The 18,615-nt window shown below is 57.1% G+C and carries 12 protein-coding genes and 2 pseudogenes; 3 read left to right on the forward strand and 11 right to left on the reverse strand.

Going from position 1 to position 18,615, the window contains the following annotated elements; all coding sequences use genetic code 11:
- Positions 1–516: 516 nt before the first annotated feature.
- A complete protein-coding gene (locus P3T42_RS19405) occupies positions 517–1,461 on the forward strand; it encodes an ABC transporter substrate-binding protein (RefSeq protein ID WP_429306955.1) in 945 nt (314 codons plus the stop codon).
- A gap of 112 nt (positions 1,462–1,573) precedes the next feature.
- On the forward strand, positions 1,574–4,030 hold the full coding sequence (locus P3T42_RS19410) for a TonB-dependent receptor plug domain-containing protein (protein ID WP_429306956.1): 2,457 nt from the start codon (positions 1,574–1,576) through the stop codon (positions 4,028–4,030).
- Positions 4,031–4,133: 103 nt separating this feature from the next.
- On the opposite strand, the gene P3T42_RS19415 is transcribed toward P3T42_RS19410, so the two are convergent.
- The 11 genes and pseudogenes from P3T42_RS19415 to P3T42_RS19465 form a co-directional block, all read right to left on the reverse strand.
- A complete protein-coding gene (locus tag P3T42_RS19415; RefSeq protein WP_429306957.1) occupies positions 4,134–4,538 on the reverse strand; it encodes an ASCH domain-containing protein in 405 nt (134 codons plus the stop codon).
- Positions 4,539–4,785: 247 nt separating this feature from the next.
- Positions 4,786–5,331, reverse strand: a complete 546-nt coding sequence (locus P3T42_RS19420; RefSeq protein WP_429306958.1) for an AAA family ATPase — start codon at positions 5,329–5,331, stop codon at positions 4,786–4,788.
- Positions 5,332–5,460: 129 nt separating this feature from the next.
- Complete coding sequence (locus tag P3T42_RS19425) at positions 5,461–5,946, reverse strand: GNAT family N-acetyltransferase (RefSeq protein WP_429306959.1); 486 nt, start codon at positions 5,944–5,946, stop codon at positions 5,461–5,463.
- Between the two features lie 333 nt (positions 5,947–6,279).
- Positions 6,280–7,389, reverse strand: coding sequence for a saccharopine dehydrogenase family protein (locus tag P3T42_RS19430; protein ID WP_429306960.1), 1,110 nt, complete (start codon positions 7,387–7,389; stop codon positions 6,280–6,282).
- 217 nt (positions 7,390–7,606) lie between these two features.
- Entirely contained in the window at positions 7,607–8,344 is a 738-nt protein-coding gene (locus tag P3T42_RS19435) for a transporter substrate-binding domain-containing protein (protein WP_429306961.1), read from the reverse strand.
- A 202-nt stretch (positions 8,345–8,546) separates the two neighbouring features.
- On the reverse strand, positions 8,547–8,984 hold the full coding sequence (locus tag P3T42_RS19440; protein ID WP_429306962.1) for a YciI family protein: 438 nt from the start codon (positions 8,982–8,984) through the stop codon (positions 8,547–8,549).
- 342 nt (positions 8,985–9,326) lie between these two features.
- Complete coding sequence (locus tag P3T42_RS19445; protein WP_074296047.1) at positions 9,327–10,316, reverse strand: hypothetical protein; 990 nt, start codon at positions 10,314–10,316, stop codon at positions 9,327–9,329.
- Positions 10,317–10,572: 256 nt separating this feature from the next.
- Positions 10,573–12,882 carry a DUF262 domain-containing protein gene (locus P3T42_RS19450; protein ID WP_074296046.1) on the reverse strand — a complete coding sequence of 770 codons (2,310 nt, stop codon included), beginning with the start codon at positions 12,880–12,882 and terminating at the stop codon, positions 10,573–10,575.
- A 338-nt stretch (positions 12,883–13,220) separates the two neighbouring features.
- A complete protein-coding gene (locus P3T42_RS19455) occupies positions 13,221–15,707 on the reverse strand; it encodes an AAA family ATPase (RefSeq protein ID WP_429306963.1) in 2,487 nt (828 codons plus the stop codon).
- Positions 15,708–16,327: 620 nt separating this feature from the next.
- Positions 16,328–16,669, reverse strand: a pseudogene (locus P3T42_RS19460) (tyrosine-type recombinase/integrase); the annotation flags it as partial.
- Between the two features lie 40 nt (positions 16,670–16,709).
- Positions 16,710–18,134, reverse strand: coding sequence for a phospholipase D-like domain-containing protein (locus tag P3T42_RS19465; RefSeq protein WP_429306964.1), 1,425 nt, complete (start codon positions 18,132–18,134; stop codon positions 16,710–16,712).
- Positions 18,135–18,217: 83 nt separating this feature from the next.
- Here P3T42_RS19465 and P3T42_RS19470 point away from each other — a divergent pair.
- A pseudogene (locus P3T42_RS19470) lies at positions 18,218–18,303 on the forward strand (IS6 family transposase); the annotation flags it as partial.
- Positions 18,304–18,615: the final 312 nt, after the last annotated feature.

Here is an 18,615-nt window from a genome sequence, read left to right on the forward strand (position 1 = left end):
TTGTTTTGATGGTTGAAAGCTGAAAGACAGGTAAGCGAGGCCGTCCCACGGATTCAGCGCGCAGAACGGTCAAGCTCGTCGTGCCTAAACCCAACGTATTGCGCTGTGCAATGCAATCGCTGGCCAATCAGTTGACTGTCTGTTCCATCTCGCCGAACCGGTGCCGGATGAGGTGTGGCGGATCAAATATTGTTCATTTAATGGCGGTAGCGGCGACGCTTGATTGGACGTGGCCATTGGGATGCGCGCGGGCTTAGGTATTGAATTAGGTGTGTATAACGATCTGCCAAATACTTGGTTTGCTCCAGAGTGATGCTCCTGCACTATTCCGGCAGCCCATGTTTCATGACGGATCTAGCCGGATTGCGTGGTCTTAATATGCTAAGCACTATTGATTGATTATCTACGCCTCGCAGATCTGCCCGAACGGTGGCTTCTGTTACGTGCGCGCATTACCTGTTTTGATTCCGAGCGTCAGCGCACCTGGCATGCATTGCCATCCAAAGAGCCCAACTTATGACACGACGCAGAAAATTCCTCTCGAATCTTGTGGCGCTTGCTGCCGCATCGACTCTCTGGCCGGTGCAACGGGCGCTAGCCGATACCCACTCATTCGACTTCAGCCCGGAACAGCGCGGACGGGTGAGAGCCCGGAAGAATCCCGCGGCAGTGCAACGCTTGAGCAATGGATACCGTTTTGTCGAGGCTGGCGTGCTGACGGTTGCCGTCGCGCCATTCGCTGCGCCGATTGCAAGCTATGCCACCGACGCGCGCTCGATTGTCGGTTCGGATCCCGACTACGCTCTGCTCGTGGCTGACGCGCTTGGCCTGAAACTGGTATTCGTGCCTGTCGCATGGCCGGATTGGCCGTTGGGGCTCGCTTCCGGCAAGTACGACGCGGTGATCTCGAATGTGGGCGTGACGGAGCAGCGCAAGCAGAAATTCGATTTCACGACCTATCGGCTCGGTTTGCATGCCTTCTATGTACCGGTGGCCAGCTCAATCCAGTCAATTCGCGAGCCGAAGGATATCGCCGGGCTTCGCGTCATCACGGGTTCGGGAACGATCCAGGAGCGCATCCTGCTGGAATGGAACAAGCAGAACGTAGCGCAGGGACTCAAGGAAACCTCGCTCCAGTATTTCGACGATCTGGACACGGCCTCGCTCGCATTGTTGTCCAATCGCGCCGATGCGATTTTCAATCCCCACGCACCGCTCGCCTATGCGGCGGCGACGCAAGGAAAGATTCGTCTCGTCGGAACCGTCAATGCGGGTTGGCCGCTCAGGGCCGACGTAGCGATTGCATCGCGCAAGGGCGCTGGACTCGCTGATGCTCTGACCGAGGCGACCAATGGTTTGATCGCGGGAGGGCAATATCAGGCGGCGCTCGCCCGGTGGGGGCTTGAAGCCGAAGCAATCTCGCACTCGGAGACCAATCCGCCAGGATATAAGGATTCCTGATCGAGTGGAGCGGGATTTTTGTTCAATTACCCGATACGCGAAAAGACCGGGGATTGAACCTGTGCGCGGCCCGCATTGAGCCGATTGCATTTCTGACTTGTAGAGACTGACCATGCGTGACAGACGTTCAGCAATGCTGGGTAGCAAGGCCAGAGTAGGGGCTCGGTGCAAGGCGATTTCGGCGGCGGTGGCCGCGTTCGCATGCACCGGCGCCGCCTTCGCGCAGAGTGCGGCCGTGCCGCCCGCGGCGCAACCGGCGGGCGCCGTGCCGCAGCAAAGTGGGACGAATGGCGTGCAGGTTCAAGATCAACTGGTGATTACGGGGACCCGTACGGCGACCAAGGCCACAAAGAGCCTGACGCCGGTGGATGTGATTACGGCTGCCCAGTTGCAGAGCACTGGCCAGACCGACCTGCGCGATGCGCTGGTTTCACTGTCGCCGTCGATCCAGCGTCAGGCCATGGGTGGGGCGCAAGCCGCCTTGGTCGATGTGCTGACACTCCATGGCCTGACGCCTGACCAGGTGCTGGTGCTCGTCAACGGTAAGCGCCGGCATTCGACCGCGACGATTGCGCTTAACCCGGGGCCGCAGCAAGGTTCCACCGGTGTCGACATCGATCTGATCCCGGTGAGTGCCGTCGACCACGTGGAAATTCTGCGTGACGGTGCGGCCGCGCAGTACGGCTCCGATGCCATCGCGGGGGTGATCAACATCATTCTCAAGTCGGACACCAAGGGTGGTTCAATCGAAACGTCGACGGGGCAGACCTATCAGGGAGATGGCCTCCATCAGGACGAGTCCGCCCATTACGGGCTTGCGCTGGGAGTAGGCGGGTTTCTGGATTTGAGCGCAGAGGTGTCTCGGGAGAATCATACGGACCGGACGGGGCAGTACGCCCACACCGGCGCGCTCGCCGGGTCGGTAAGCAATGCTTACTTTGGCGATCCGTCAAGCACGCGTGAGGTTGTCGGATTCAACGCCGGCTATTACGTGAGCGACAGTGTGGAGCTCTACGGGTTCGGCACCTATGCCCATCGGGATGCGGCCAGTTATCAGTCGATCCGGGGCTCCGTTGTTCTTCCCGCGGTTTATCCAAACGGCTTCATTCCGCAGGACCTCATTAACGAAAACGACTTCTCGGTGACGGTCGGCGTGAAAGGGGACGATCTGTTGGGCTGGAAGTGGGATCTGAGCACGACATACGGCGGCGATTACGCTGGCTTTAGTCAGGTGACGTCGGAGAACATCGGCTTGTACGACGCGACGGGTCACACGCCGACGCAGTTTTATATCGGCAATCAGGAGAACACCGAGTGGACCAATAACCTTGATTTCACGCGCCCGTTCAGTTTGCCTGGCTTGCCGGCGCCTGTGACTGTGTCGTTCGGCTTCGAACAGCGCACCGAGGGCTATTCGGTCGGCGCAGGCGAGCCGGATGCGTATCTATACGGAGGGACGCCGGCACTGGTCGGTCTGACACCGGCGAGCGCGAGCGACAATACGCGTGACGTGCTCGGCACGTATATCGATCTGGCGACCAGGCTAACCCAAAAGTGGCAGCTCGATCTCGCGGGACGATTCGAGCACTATAGCGACGTGGGCGACACCACGAACGGCAAGATATCGACCCGCTACGACTTCACTCCATGGATCGCGTTGCGCGGGAGTGTCGGCACGGGGTTCCGTGCGCCGACGCTGGCCGAACAATATTACACAACGATTAGTCCGACGCCGACCTCGGCGTTCGCATTGCTTGCGGCGAATTCAGCGGCCGCCAGAGCGCTCGGTGCGCAGCCGCTGAAGCCGGAGGAATCGACCAGCTACAACCTGGGTCTTGTGTTGACGCCGACGCACGATATCAACGTCACGCTCGACGCCTATGAGATCGATATCCGCAACCGTATCGTCGAAGGCGGCTCGCAGGCCGGCGAGGCCGCAATCAACGCGATTGGCCTGGCGGGATTCTCGACCCCGCTGGGCATTCCGGCCTCGGCGATCTCAGCCAGTTATTTCACCAACGGCGCGAACACGCGAACCGACGGCATCGATCTGGCGGCGACGTACCATACGTACATTGGACAATATGGCACGATCGATTGGGACCTCGGCGTCAACTTCAACAACACGACGTTGACGCATCTGGCTCCCGGAACGAATGGCCAGCCGCTGCTCAATGCTCAGCAGATTGCCTATCTGACCAGTGGGACACCGAAGAGCAAGATCGTTGCTGGGGGAGTCTGGAACTATGGCAAATGGGGCGTATCTCTGCACGAGACGCGCTTCGGCACCACCTCGGCGGAGGAGTCGTACCGTACCGGACCGAATGCCGGTTCGGTCACCGTATTCATACCGTTCACCAACAAGGTGGAATACACCACGGATGTCGAAGCACGTTACGACGTGACAAAGCGCTTTGAGGTGGCGGTGGGCGCGAAGAACCTGTTCAATGAGTATCCGAACAAACTACCTGCGGCAGCTCAATACGCAGGGGCTGATTTCGACCCCACGACGTCTGCTATCGGTATGGACGGTGGGTTCTATTACCTCCGTGCGAAGTACCTGTTCTAACCTGTTTTAGCTCAGTGAACGAAATCGTGAGCTGTTGAGGTTCGCGAGGACGCTCTGGAGAAGCGGGCCTGCCGAGTAACTTCATCGCGACGCGCGTTTAGCGTCAGTCCACTACTTCGCGCGCGATGATCTCAATCAATTCAAAGTGCAGCGTCACCAGTTCGAAGTGATCATGCAGTTCAAGGTGCGGCATGCACCGAATATGGCATTCGCGGAACTCCTCCGCACTGGAAAACGTTTCGCCGCGCCAGACTTCCTCCGGGATGTCTCCGAATTCGATCGTATACACCTTGGTCGCCTTGATGATGCAGCGAAGCCGCTGCTTCAAATCGTAAACCTCGATGATGTCACCAGGCACATAGCCACCGTCGCCGTATTCGCCGTACGGCGTGTGGTAGTCCGCGACCGTGTCGGCGGTGACGGTCTTTCGACCCTCCATGACAGCGCGCGGAAGACTGTCGTCGTTTTCGTCAGCGCCCCAAAAAGTCAGTCTCTTTCTTCTGTTCATCTCGCTGAGTGCTTAGGTGCCGGCATTGATGGTCTGGACAATGTAGTCTGCGATGGGATCAAGAACGATCTCGGGAAACTGCTCCGCGATAGCGGAGCGCATCTGCGCGCTTGCAGTCTCGTCAACATTTATAACGAGTGGGAACGCAATCTCCTCGATTGCCGATGATTTACCCGTTGATGTCGAACGTCTCATCATGGCCATAGTATCGACGCAAGTTTATTGAAGTAGCACGCGTGGTCAACTTCTACGGCGCGGCCTCTTGCCACATTTTGGCGGCCCCCGCCCCGAAAACATTTGCTAGCCGCAGGATTTCATCGACAGTGGTGTGAGTGGGTGAACGGGTGTCGATCTCATGATCGGCAGATTTCCTGAGCAAGGGCTCGATGGTGGAGATCAGCGTGTTGACCTTTCGACGATCCTCCACTGAATGGCCATATACCCCAGCGGGGCGCGCCTCGAGTCGTTCCATAATCGTTGCGACCGGAGCGGAGAGAAGAATCACAAGATCGATCAAGGAATAGAATTGCCCCATGTTCGCTGCAGTGCCGCTAACAAATAGCGGCACATCTTTCGGCTCGGACAGGAGCGTGCGGACGCGACCCTCGCGCCAGATCCAATCCTTGCCTCGCCCCGGAGTCAGCGCGTCCGAATCGGTGTCGACCCACTCGGACCATTCGGCGGTGTCCAGATCAATAGCCAAAAATCCCCGCGCGATCAGCTCCTGGGTTACGGCGGATTTTCCGCTCCCAGACATGCCTGTGATCAACACACGTTTTGTGAGTTTTTTCATGGGCGTCACATTCAAAGTCCTGCGATAGGCATACGCAACCAAAGTCACCCCGAGCCGCGATCGGCTGCACCCGACCCGTAGCCGCTGATGCACGTTCACATCAGCTAGCATTGGCCAGACGCGATTGCGCTACTGCGATGTTCCCGGAAGCAACCTTCTCATACGAATATTCGTCGCGCGATATCCAGCTCTGTCGTAAAGACGCTGCGCACCGGTGTTATGCCCGAACACATGAAGGTCGATGTGTTGCATCCCCAGTGCGCTTGCCCATGCTTCGGTGGCTTGCAACGCCCGCGTTCCATGGCCTTGACCGCGATATTCTGGCCGAACAAGAATGTCGTAGATAAAGGCCGAGCGCCTGTGCTCCGATATGGCTTCGCTCAACCATAGCCAACCAACGGTTGCCGACACATCCGATTCGAACAGCGTGAAGAAATGTTGATTCGGGGTGTCCTGACCTTCTGACAGTATCTTGTCGAAGGCTTCGTTCGCGCGTGCCGCCGCTGTGTCGGGATTACAGCGATCCGCTCGCTGCAGATCGGACGCGTAGTTAGACAGCGCTACGGACTTGTATTCAGCGAACTCACTTTTCGACATCGGCACAAGCTTTAGCATGTTGAAAACGCCATAGAAATTTGGAGTCGTTCGACGGTCGCCACGGACGTACTATGTTGCCATAGGTTAGACCGCACCAGACGTCCGTAGGATCACTAAAAATACGTTGATTGCCCCAAAAATCAACGAACAGAGCGATAGCAGATGGGTGTCACTGAAACCACGTTTTCTGCAAATTCGTGGGAAACGAAGGCCAAGCCACCCGGAACCATCTTCAGGAATACATGCCACCTGAACTGGTCGAACGCGGGCCGGCGACGATTGCTTCGGGGCGACCCGAGGCCGCCCTCCCAGTTTCGACATGGCTGCCCTTTGCGATACCGCGCGCAATCATCAACCAACGCGTTCGATCACCTCAGTCTGGATGCCCCACCGTGCGAATTCCGGCTCAAACTCCCGCAGGAGTAGCGAGCCCGCGCTAGTCTGCGCACCAGACGCGAACGTGTCGCCATGTGCCAACCTTCGTGCCAACAAGATCGCCGCCATGCAAGGGATTTCCGGCCCGTAGTTATTGTCTACGGTAAGGTGCCACTCAAGATGAAGAGGCTGCCTTTGCGAGGAAAGCCCATCGAGCCGAATTACCATGCCGCCGAGCCCTGAGCCGAAACGATCAAGCCACGTCCCCGTGCGGTATAGCACAGGGGCCAGCAGACTTGCACGCGAAATTAATCGTCGACGCCTTGCCCATGCGATCAAGGCGAACACACGCTGCGTTAGCTCAACTTCAAGCGCGGCATGGAAAATGACGTTGGTCACGCCCGGATACCGTTGCGGGAATAGCTCGAGGTCTGGAACGTCGCATAAGGCTCCGAGGCGCGACTTCAGTTTCGCAAACGAAATTCGTATTGGGTTCGACCACCCCGTTTGCGATGTCCAGCGGCCACCTTGCCATACTTGAACGATCTCGCCACAGTATGACAACACCGCTGCCAAAGTCGCCTTGCCGCGCGGAGCCTGCTGCCCCGGTGCGATGCAAATCTCAATCGAAGATAGTTCGGCGAAACGATGACGCAAATCATCGACGACCGCCGCCGACAGGGTGGGTAGCGTGCTCACGCCGCTGAAGGCTGTGCGCTTGGCGGCCTTGAACGACGCGTCCAGTGCTTCGGAGAAGTCACACACAAACCGCCGGCCGTCTGCGAGATCGATGTAGTGTGCTCCGCACTCTGCGATCGCTCGAGCGGCATCGTAACCTTGTCCCTGAAACGGCCCCGCTGTGTGGATTACCAAATCGGGTTTGAGCACGCCTAGACGTTCAGAGAAATCCAAAGCGCATGCGTCGAGTGACATTGCCGATACGTTTTTCCCGAGTGTCCTCGCAAAGGCAGCAGCTTGCGCCTCGTCCCGCCCGGCAACCACGAGCTCTATCGCCGCATCTTCTGCAAGCCCACGGCAGATCCGCGCACCAAAATTACCGTAACCACCGAGTACGACGACTCGCATATCACTCCGCTTTAGATGCTGGGCTGCTAAGTTTGCCACATGGGTGGCACACCAACACTGCAACGGTGAATTGTTGACGACCTACGCGTCGCGTTTGACCGTCTCTTCGTGGCCGAACCCGGAAGTTTAGTCAGCGTCCGTCAATCGTTTACGTAACCTCGACGCGAACTTCCTTTGTCGACCCGGAGAATTTGTATCCCGTCGGCCGAAGGCCGTCTCATGCTCGACGTGGGAGAGCAGGATCGATCTCGTTGTGAGTCAGGCCGAATCTCGCCATACGAGCGCGATGGTCTGATGAGCCCAGATATGAACGCAGGCGCTCGTTTACCGCATTAAGCAATTCGCTATTTCGTCTACTAAACGAGAACGCTCCGAGAGGGAGATGTTGTTGCTTCTCACTCGTTCCCCTCTCGTGCTCCACGGCCTCGAGGACAGAGCCGCCGATCCGATCCGCAAGTATGCGATTTCCCAGCGCAGTGCTTGCGTACGCGTCGATCGCGCCCGAACGTACTGCCGCGATAGCGTCGTTCTGATGTTCGAAGATGACTATTTGGTTCTCGGTTACTCCCGATTCTCTTGCCGAGTCGTGCTGAACCTGGCCGGCAATGATGCCAAGGCGCGCATCCTGGCGTTCAGCAAGTGACGCATAGCTCTTGAGCGACTTTGGATTGCCCGCCCGAACCAGGAAGCCGTCCCCGATCGCCCAGACGGGCAGGCTGAACGCCACCCGGGCGGCGCGTTCGGGTGTCACGAACAGCGGAACGTTCATGTCCCACCGGCCGGCTTCGACGCCTGGGAGCAGTTCGCTGAATATCGTCAGACGATGCTCGATCCGGGTGGCGCCAATCTCCCGAAGAACCGCTTCGGCCAACTCGATGTCAGCGCCGGTAACGGTACGGTTCGCTTCCGTCCAACCGAACGGTGGTTCCTCGATATAGGCAATCGTTACCTTCATCGCTGTGTCTCACGAAAGAGGAACGGCCATCAAATCGCCTGGGCCGATTGTTGACGATTCTACTTGCATGTGTGGATGTCCCTTTGTGGTCGAGTCCAGCCTGAAATCGGTCAGGCCGAACGTAACGCCACCGACCTGAAGCCGGCGGTCGTCGACTCGAGCACGCGGCTGGGCGGCAACTCGGCGGTTCCGTCTGTGGCCTTCACTTCCGCGCCTGCCAAACCGACTCGCTCCAGGTCGGTGCCGCTGCCCGGATGATGTCGAGGACGTCGGGCGGGACGTCGCCCGCTCCGGTGAGTTGGCGCACCTCCAGTACATCGTCCGAGCCGAGACCGGATGGCGCGCGCAATGCCCAGGAAATCGCTTCCTCGAGCGATCCAACTTCGACGATGTAAAAGCCACCGACCAGTTCCTTGGACTCGGCAAATGGGCCATCAACGATGTAGCGTTTCCCCTTGCTAACCGCAATTCGCGCTCCGGGCGCTGCTGGGTTCAAGCCTTCGGAAGCCACCAGGACACCGGCCTTGTACATCTCTTCGTTGAATCTCATGTATGCCGTGAGAAGGGCCTCGTCCAAACCGCTGCCGGCATCCGGCTTCACATTGTCTGCACTTGCCTGGGCTGTGATGATGAATCGCATCGTCGTTCTCCTGAGTTGAATGGTGCTTCAAAACCACGACGAACGAAGGGCTGTCGAATCGACACGTTGCGGGCGATTTCGATGATTCGTATCGCACCCACCAGGCCGATGACGATCGCCCCTGCAAGACTTGAAATCGTAGGGATCCCAGCATACCCGAAAGAAGACGTTCACGATGGGCGGCTACAGGCCGGTCACTGCCCGACGGCGATGGTCGGCACGCGACCCTGAGCAGTCGGACCCGTATCTACATAGCGGACATCTAACCCCGACACGCATCTCTCAGTACATTGGCTTGTCGCGCGAACGCACCGTCGCCGAGCGCGCCCCAGTTCTGTGACGCTATTTGCGCCAACGATCCTGAAGCGTAAGTGGGTCTCCCCAAAAGGTGACCCATTCTGCTACCTGCGCAGATCGTCGAAGGATCATGTCTGTTTCTCCAAATCGAAGAAATTCTGGTATGGGTCCCACAAGCTGGTCTTGCAGTCCTCCTCCCGCCCACGCTCGTCCGAACCGCACCCAGTGGAGGTGACTGTTGCGGAGCCATGATGAAAATCCCAGTATTCGCGCCACCTCCCTTGCTCGGAATAGGCTCTTGGCGAGTTCGCTCCTAGCAGCGCATCGCGTTTCGCTTGCTCGCTCGCGGTATTCCTCCGGAACCAATGGCACTTCCGTGTAAGCGGTGTTCCAGATAACTGCGTTGAGAGCGGCGATAAATCGGTCCACCGCTCCTACCAAGCGTCGGCACTCTTCGGTTTCGATAGAAAGTCCGTAGGCCATTTCGTGGGCCAATATGTGCCGGAGCCGGAAGGCGTTTTCTACGTCACCTAACAACTGATCGACATCGGCAATCAGAAGAGGTGCCCCCTTCGAACCTCTGCGCAGCATGTAATGACTACGGGCGTTAGATAGCGCACTTTTAAGATCAAGTCCGAGGATCGCACCGAGCCAAGACACTACATCCGTAACCGAATTGTACGAAGCGATATGCGCCACTAGCTCGCCAAAGCTGATGGTCTGATCGTCCAACAGCGTGAGCGCGTCCTTCACCGAATATTTCTCCGGAATCCTTTCCGCCGCACGTACGCGATATTGCGCTTCGGAATTGACGAGTTCGGAGATTGAAAAGCGAACGAACGTTTGAAGCGTTGCAATCGACGCAACAATCACGTGCCGACGAACTTCGTTGCTGTCGACTGTCGCTGCGAGGCCTTTAAGTTCGTGCATTCGCTTTTTTACCCCCGCCCAAGTCGAATCACTGTCCAGGCCGTAAGCTCTTGCACGAATCGCGAGCGCCTCCTGTACCAACTCAGTTATTCGGCGATTTGCCATTTGGGCTCACTGTCAGGGACCGATGGGAGTACGAGATTGTATCGGACACTCGGACTCCGCTTCCTGGCGGCATGGGCCGACGGTTCGGCCGTCCAGATCATCTACTGGCGGCCGTTATCGAGCGGATGGTACTGCGATCCGATTGTCAGCGATCCGTGCCGGGTTGTCGTCTGACCGCTTCTGGCCGAACCCGGTCCGACGCTGAACTTCCGTACTCGACCCCAAAGAGACAGTCGCTCTTGCCGAAAGCAGTCGTTCATCGAAGAGAAGAGGTCGAGGCGCCGGGCTGAGACTTGTTCACGCTTATCGTGGAAGGGCCGATCATCTCGACTACAAATTCTTCCATCGGCGCTAGGTTTTGTTGAAACCAATTTTTCAACGGGGCATAGCCAAACACGCGCGGCGCACCGTTGGTATTGGTCGACCGATCGAAGCGCCCGTCGACAACCAGTTTCTCGGAACCGCAGACGATTTTTATACTGCCACCGGCCGCCGGAAACAGATCTGACGCCTTGACGGTGACGTTGAAGAATCCCATGTTGAAATAAGTCGGTTGCAACGTCACGTAGAAGTTAGAGATGGAATCGGCCGCGGACACGCCCGCGGAACTAGAGGCGCGACTTACCGCAGTGGCCAGGTCGGTGTTCGTCATGATCGGTGCGCTGCGCGTGCTGCTTTCAATTGGCGGTGTGGTACCTGTATCCGATGTACTTGTATCGGGAGCAGATTTGCTCGGAATCGGCCACAATATCATTGCCTGTTTGAACAGCTCATCGGCCCGGGTTGCTATCGATGTCTCGTCCCATATCCCGTTGTGCTTAAGCAGCCAACGATTTAGCTCGAGCTTGCTGTGCTCTTCCAATCCTTCGCGCTTCGACTTGCCACCGTTCTCCGATATCCACGGAGCGTTCGATAGGTTCGGATTCAGTTTCTTGCTCACCAGCGTCAAGTTCCCGATTCCATGCACAACAATATCGCGACCGTCTGCAATTTGACCGTCGCCCAGTGGCCAATGTTCCCGCCATTTTTGCGGCATGATGTGTTCAATCTCGAGCTGGGAAAAATCGAATGTCAATAGCGGTTCGGCCTTGCTGGACGTCGACTTCTGGTAGGCCTCCTCGATAGCCTGCAGAATCATATTGACGCGTTCGCGCTTCAACCCGCCATAAAAGCGCCGGGTTCTCCAGTCCAGTTGGAACACGCTGTCGTTAGGCCATTGGTCAGCCCCTGCCGCGGCCAGCAGATAGCTCTCCAAAGACGCGGCGATGCCCATTCCTTCGGGAATCTGAGCAACAACCCTCACCAACGCCAGTGCCATTGATCCAGCCCCACGCGTTTGCATGCCGCAGACCATGCGGCGCACGAAGTAGCTCTCCAACACGACCGCCACGTCGTCGAGATCGGCGATCGTGATGTTCGGTCGGCCCATGATAAAGAGCAGCAGCGGCTGGAATACAGTCACATCCAGCACCGCCAAGCGCCGCAGAAATGCATCGAAACGTGTAGTGCCAGTGGCGTTAGCGATTCGCTGGTATCGAAGCGCATCCGCTTTGACAGCCGACATCAGCTGCGCAACATCAATTAATTCACCAAGCGATCGTTTCTTCAAAACCGCCATGTATCGTAGGAAGCGATCGTAGAGATGCTTCGGCGAGACCTGCTCGAGTGTTTCTTTCGACAGCCAGTTCTGTAGGAAGGTGTCAATACGTGCGCGCGCCGCATGGCCAACACCGACGCGCGCGCGCCAATAACCGTGGTCGCGATCGAACTGCTTCCAATACGCGTCGTAGAGCGGCGCGATGTTCACTTGCTGGCGATTGGCTTCCCACAGCAGCCAGTTCTTGATCAGATCCGCCGGCAGCAGTGGCGTCCCGTGCGCGTTCAGCGTCTCGAAGATGGCTTGTGGCTCGTCTTCCGTATCGAGATCTAGAACGATGAGACGCAGGTGGTCCTTGAGAGCGGCTGCGAAACGTTGTGCACGCTGGCCGACGTCCGCGCCCGACAGGTACGTCTGAAACATATCGCGGAAATAGGCGTAAGCTTCGGCCATTCGGTTTGTGGGCTTCGCCCACGTGTCGGTCGCCTTGGAATCCATGACTGACGTGAACGGTGCACGATCTTCATTGGTCGGCCAGACCTTATACTGTTCATCTTCGGTAGACCAACCTGGATTTATCGTCAGCGGCGCAATCTGTCGATGGGCGACATCAATCGGCCGGCGCTGCGATTCATCGGCTGAGTCGAGCGCGTGCGACAACGCATGCTCGGCTGCTTTCAACATAAGCTGCAGCGTGGTCAAGCGTTGCTGCCCGTCGATGACTTCTCGACGCGGCAGACTGCCGGTAGCGTTCGGTGTTTGCTCGAGGACTACCGTGCCGAGAAAATGGCCGGCGACCGACTGCCCGTCGACACGGCGCTCGATGCGGTCCAGCAGACCGGCAATGTCTTCCCATAATGGCTCCCACTGATCCTCCCTAACCCAGACGTACGGCCGCTGAAACAGCGGCACCGTGTGGCGAACTTGGTCCCCAAACAGCTTTCCAACAGAAATGTAGGTCGGTTGCATTCTCTTTACCCGAAACACTTATTTGAATGGGACAACGAGCGTATTGCGCCTCCTCGCCGGGTTGATATCCTAACCTGTCTGTTGTCTGGTGCTAATCAAACGTGTTATCTCCGACGAGGCCGCTTAGGAGACGGGCAATTGCCCCGGATAGGTTGCCAATGATTTGCAACACCTATGTCGAAAGACCGAAATTGGTCGAGCACGGCTTCATGCGTTTTGCATTGGCACGTCGGCACGTGGACCCGTTGACCGGCTCAACGCGCCCCGGCACGGCCATTCGGTATAGATCGAGTTAAGTGGCGGCTTCCGTCCAACAATCCGACATCGGAAGCGATCCTTTAGCCTGCTCGCTCAGGCTCTCCTATGCTCTTCAACAGAGCGTTGTATTGCACCTTGTCAGCAGCGTAAATCTTGTCCAAGACATAGTTTGCCACCTTGGCGATCTCAGGAATTTCCACGGGCTTAAAGCCTCTGTCTGGAGCAGATTCTAGGTGCGAAAACTCGTTGTTAAGGCGGTTGACCAGCGCAACTGCTGCATCTTCCTCTTCCCCGAAGAATTTCTTGATCCGTTCAAAGGCGTCGTTCCTATCATCATGATAAGGGTACTTGAAGAACAAGAAGGCTTCTAGAAATTTTCGCAGGTTGTTGCCAAAGCCGAAAAATGGCTCATGGCTATCTGCTGCGGCAGCTTGATCTTTGCACTTGTAGATTTGATGAAAGAGGTAGTGAAACTCAGTTATGTAGTCTTTAAGATAAGACGGCATGAGCAAGATGTTGCTTGAAGCGCCGTTGCGCTCAATCATGAAATGCTCATGGTCATCGACACTTTTCGTCTTGCCTTCACCAGCAGGGATTTTCTTCTTCGGAATGGACAGGCGCTTGAGGTACTTCAGGAAGTCCAGGTTATGGGTCGAGATGAAAAGCTGCTTGTAGCGGTAGACGTTTGAACCGTCAGCATTCTTAATCGGCTTCGCAATTAAACTCTCTATCAAGCTGAACATGAAGAAGATATGGTTTCCGTCGAGGCTAGAAATTGGATCATCAATGTAGATGATCAGTTCTTTGCCTTTGCTCTCCGGGTCGTCTAGCTTGGCAATGAAATAGCAAAAGGCAATCAAGCTGCACTCGCCTTCGCTGAGGTTGTACGCGGCCGTACCGTTTCGTGTGATTTCAAACTTGACCGTGGCTTTGTCTGCGCCGTCACGGGCCTCAAGCTTTATACCGTCATGGCCGAAGAAGTTGTTGAGCAAAGAGTTGACTCTCTCGGCCCCCTTCCGCTCATCTTTTTGCTTGGCTCTCAAGGCTTGGACTTCTGCCTCAGCTTCACGGATATCTCTTTCAGTGTCCGTATGGGCCGTATCTGCCGTGTTGGCGTCGGTCTTGAGCTTAGCTATGCGCGCAACCTCCTTCTCATAGGTGATCGCCTCAGCAAACGCAAACACGTCAGCCAAGCGAAGTGCATCTCTAGCAGTGTTTTTGTCGTCTTCCAGGGTTTTTGTCTTTCCGTTGCTCGTGACAATCAGCGAATTGATGTCCTGAACATGCTTCTCGATCTCCTTGGCGTCATGTGAAGTGGCCTTCAGAAGCACGGGCTGGAACAGGTTGCTCTTGCGAGTCTCAAGCGATTTCTTCAGGGCATCCAAATCGTCTTGGTAGACACCAAGTGCTTCCGATAGTGCCTTGCTGCTCGCTTCAAACGCGATACGCTCATCCGCATAAAACTGAGCTCCTGTGAAGGTATTGAGTCTAGCAATGGACTTGATCTCGTTCGTGACTGACGCGATAGCAGCATCCAAGGCCGTTTCTAGGTCATCCGACTCTTTGCTGAAGTGTTCGTCCAGCACCTGCCAAATGTCGTACGGCAAGTCCTGTCGGCAGAAAGCACAGGTGTTCCGCTTGTCCCGGTGGTGCCCGATACCTTGTTTGACCCAAAGCTGCAAAGCGCTGTCCTTAAGCAGTTCTTCAATCGCTTTGGTAGGCGTTATCGCCTTGGACAGAAGAGGGCCAGCAGTGGCCTTCAGCGACTCCAGCTTGAGGGTGACGGCCAGAGTGCCTGTAATGTCGGGTAAGGCTTCTTGCTTGAGCAAGGTGAGCTTACCTGCTTGTTCCTCGGTGGTCAGCGCGATGAAGCCGGGCTTACTGGTAGAAGCAATGTCGCGTCTGATGTGCTCTATGGTGTAGACGGGCACGAGGTACTGCGGATTCTTCTTTATCTTCTCAGCAGCATGCGAGCGCAGCTTGCCTTCTAATCCACTCAAAGCCGTGCTATGGGCAGTCTTGGTGCGATCGCGTTCTTTCTTCTTGTTCTCTAGGTCAAAGCGCAGTCCAGCCTTGGCCTCCACACTGCCAAGCTTGGTTTCGATGGCAGCAATGGCGTCGTCGATCTCCCTGTTCTGCTCACCGACGATGGCAAAGGTCTTGATAACGCCGCCGATCTCTTGGTTGACCAGAAAACTCAGGTTGTCAGTTACAAAGTCGCGGTTGTAGACGCGCACGTCATAGTTGTGGGTCAAAAGGTCAGCATTAGTGACCGCACCTTTTTCACCCGTCACGGTGAACGACGAGCCCACATAGTTCAGCGGGAGCTTGCGCGTCTCCAGCGCACGAAAAACACGAGAGAGGGTCGTCTTTCCAGAGTAGTTGCGTCCGTAGAGGATGTTCAGGCGCTGGAAAGGCTTGACGTTCTTCCCGTTGTCTCGAACTGTCTTTTTCCACTCCAAACCTTGGAAGCTACCAAAGTTTTCTATGTCTATATGATTGATCACAGGCTCGGCCTCCTCGAAAACATACTCATCGCGCATATATGCCCGCAGTGTGGAACCCAATCTTACCCGCTCGATAGAAGATTGAGGGGCCGCAACGGCGAGTTGGGCCGCTGAACAGTTCAACCGTTATCGTGCGTTTAGAGTAGCTGACATTGGATTGACGGATACGCAATGGTCGAATCGCGCGCATAGCGCGAGCATCGGGTTCCGGAGTGCGGCTGCCGTTCAAACTGCAAATTCCTCAACTCGCTGAACGGCAGGTTGTGGCCGACAGCAGAAGCTGCTCGTCAGCCGTCGCGCCTCAAAAGACTTCGAATGAACACCAGTCGGGCACAAACCCCTCAAAGATAAAAAAGTCGTCGACGTATGCGAGACCAAGCCTTTCCAATGACCTCATGCACTCGTCGGCTGCATCGCCTCCAAAAAACGGACCGAGCGATATCAGATTGCTGGATTCGTCAAAGTATGTCTGAAAATTGAATTCGGCCATGACCGTCGATAGGTCGACATCCTTGGACACAAGCGCAGCCCGTCGGACAACGATTCCGAAGTCTCTCGATACTTTCATCGGTATTCAACTTGAGCAAATGGGTAACCACGATTGTCGACGATTCGTGGGTGCCTGTCCAAAGACCGCTCCTGGCCGGACAGTGTCTGTTACCGTCCGGCGGGATCGCGGCTCAAACCTCGGTCCGTTCCGCCATTTCGAGCGCGTCGTCGACCTCGATGCCGAGGTACCGGACTGTGCTCTCAAGTTTGGTATGGCCAAGCAGCAGCTGGACGGCCCGGAGGTTTTTTGTCCGGCGATAAATCAGCGACGCTTTGGTCCGGCGCATCGTGTGCGTGCCGTACGCGGCGTCGTCCAGTCCAATCGACCGTATCCAGCGATGCACGAGCCGCGCGTACGGACGCGTCGACAGATGGGGCGACGCATGAATGCGGCCCGGAAACAGGAAGTCTGAAGGCAAGAGCCCCGCTGCCTTGATCCAAACTTACACGCTTCCGCGGGTTTGCTCGGCGACCCGAACTGGCCACGTAGTTTAGCGACAGGGCACGCCGCGCTCAGAGGAAGTTCCTGATCAGCATCGTCACCCATCGCCAGGCACCGCCGCAGCCGTCGGCCCGGCAGCGCGCATCGGGATCCGCCAGAAGGCGGCCATTGGGGTCGCTCACCGAACTTGAGTTGCGCAGGAAGTACGCCACGCTGTCTTGCAAGGGATCGAGCCCGTCCTCAGGGATATCTATCCACAGGCCGTTTTCGGTATTTAAGCGGGCCGACAGCGAATCGAAATTGAAACTGCCGAGATAATATCGATGGCCGTCGATGAGGACCAGCTTGGCGTGCATCATGCGGTTCTCTCGGTCGGAATATTCGCGCACCTCGATCCCGGCATTCACCAGGCCGGGCAGATCGTCGGCATAGGCGCGCCCGACTGCTGGGAATTCCTGCGTGATGCTCGCCAGCGAGGCGCTCACCAGGATCACGTGGACACCTTCGCGCCGCTTGCGCTCAAGCGCCTCGCGCAGTTCCGGCACCAGGATCAGGTAGGGGTTGATGATCAGGATCTCGTGCTGCGCCGTATCGAACGCTTGTAGCATGTCCTGCAACGTGCCTGGCGAGCGCTTGTCGGGCCAGTCGTGGACATAGCGCAGGCGCTCGCAGGCGATCGGCATCCAGGCGGGATCAAAATACCCCTCGGGTGCGGGCAGAGCGGCGGGATCATTGGGCGTATCGGAGGCAGTTGGTGTATCGGTAGCGGCCAGGTCCGTCGCCCGGGCTGCAGCGTCGAGCGGAGCCAGCAGCCATTCGCGCCAATGACGGATGCGCGCCGGGTCCAGCGTCGCATAACCCTGCGAGACGCGATAAGGACTTGCGACTTTGAGGAATTTTTCCGGCTCGGGGCGAACCACTTCCGGGCTATTCCAGAACAAGGCGAAATGCTGGTACATGGCGTGCAGGGAGGAAGCATCCTGGCCGGCGTCGCCCGACACCATCAGATCGCGCTCGCTGAGCCAGTTGCGGAAGCTCGCATCCCAGATCGAGGTACTGCCGATTACGGCCGTGTCGCCAACCAGGAACAGCTTGTCGTGCATGCGATGCGAAATCTCGACGAGGTCTGATCGTGGATGGAAGATTCGGAGTTCGATGCCGGGAGCCACCTCGTGCAGGGCGACGATGAACTCGTCCTCGAACGGGAAGTGCGGCTCGGGGCCGATGCCGTCGATCAGCAGCTTGACCGGCACGCCTCGGCGCGCGGCGTCGACCAGATGACGCAACAGCAGGCCGCCGGTCTGATCGATTTCGAAGATGTAGGCGAGGATGCTGATCTGCTCGGTAGGCGTGGCACGGTCGACCAGCGCAATCCGCGACTGCATCAACTGACCGTCGTCAAGACTGGCGACCAGGTCGACACATTGCGCGTGGCCGTGCTGAGAAAAGGCAAACACGCATGCCAGAATGAGCGCCAGGCTTCTGGTTGTGGTCATGATGTGGCGAACTGGTTCGATGTGTCTCGGGCCGTACGTCCTTGAAGATCTGGAAGGCTTTGTCGCGTTAGCGCGGTCAAGTAGCTCGCTGTTACTTCGAGAAGGCGAACAGAACGGCGAGCCCGAGATAGTTACGGTGGACAAGAGCGGCGCGAATCTGGCTGCACTTTAAGCCCGCAGTGGACAGGACATCAGCGCAGTTGCAAGAATGGCTTTCCAGAATGTCCGATTGTCGCCGATTTATGAGCACTGTTCCAACGACCGCTCATGGCCGCACGGCGTCTCACGACCGCACCCGCCGTTTGTCCAGGACGTTGTCTATGCATTGGGCATAACTCAGCCCGATCCGGCCAGTCTGCTACTGAAAGGCGCAAACGGTCGCTGCTATCGGCCGAGGCTGTGTCAAAACGTGCGACTTCGACATCGAGCGAGAAAGTCGACCTATCAAAACGCTCTGTATCGGCTTCGCGGCACGTCGGGA

The sequence above is a fragment of the Paraburkholderia sp. GAS38 genome, from assembly GCF_050434965.1.
GTDB lineage: Bacteria > Pseudomonadota > Gammaproteobacteria > Burkholderiales > Burkholderiaceae > Paraburkholderia > Paraburkholderia phenazinium_A.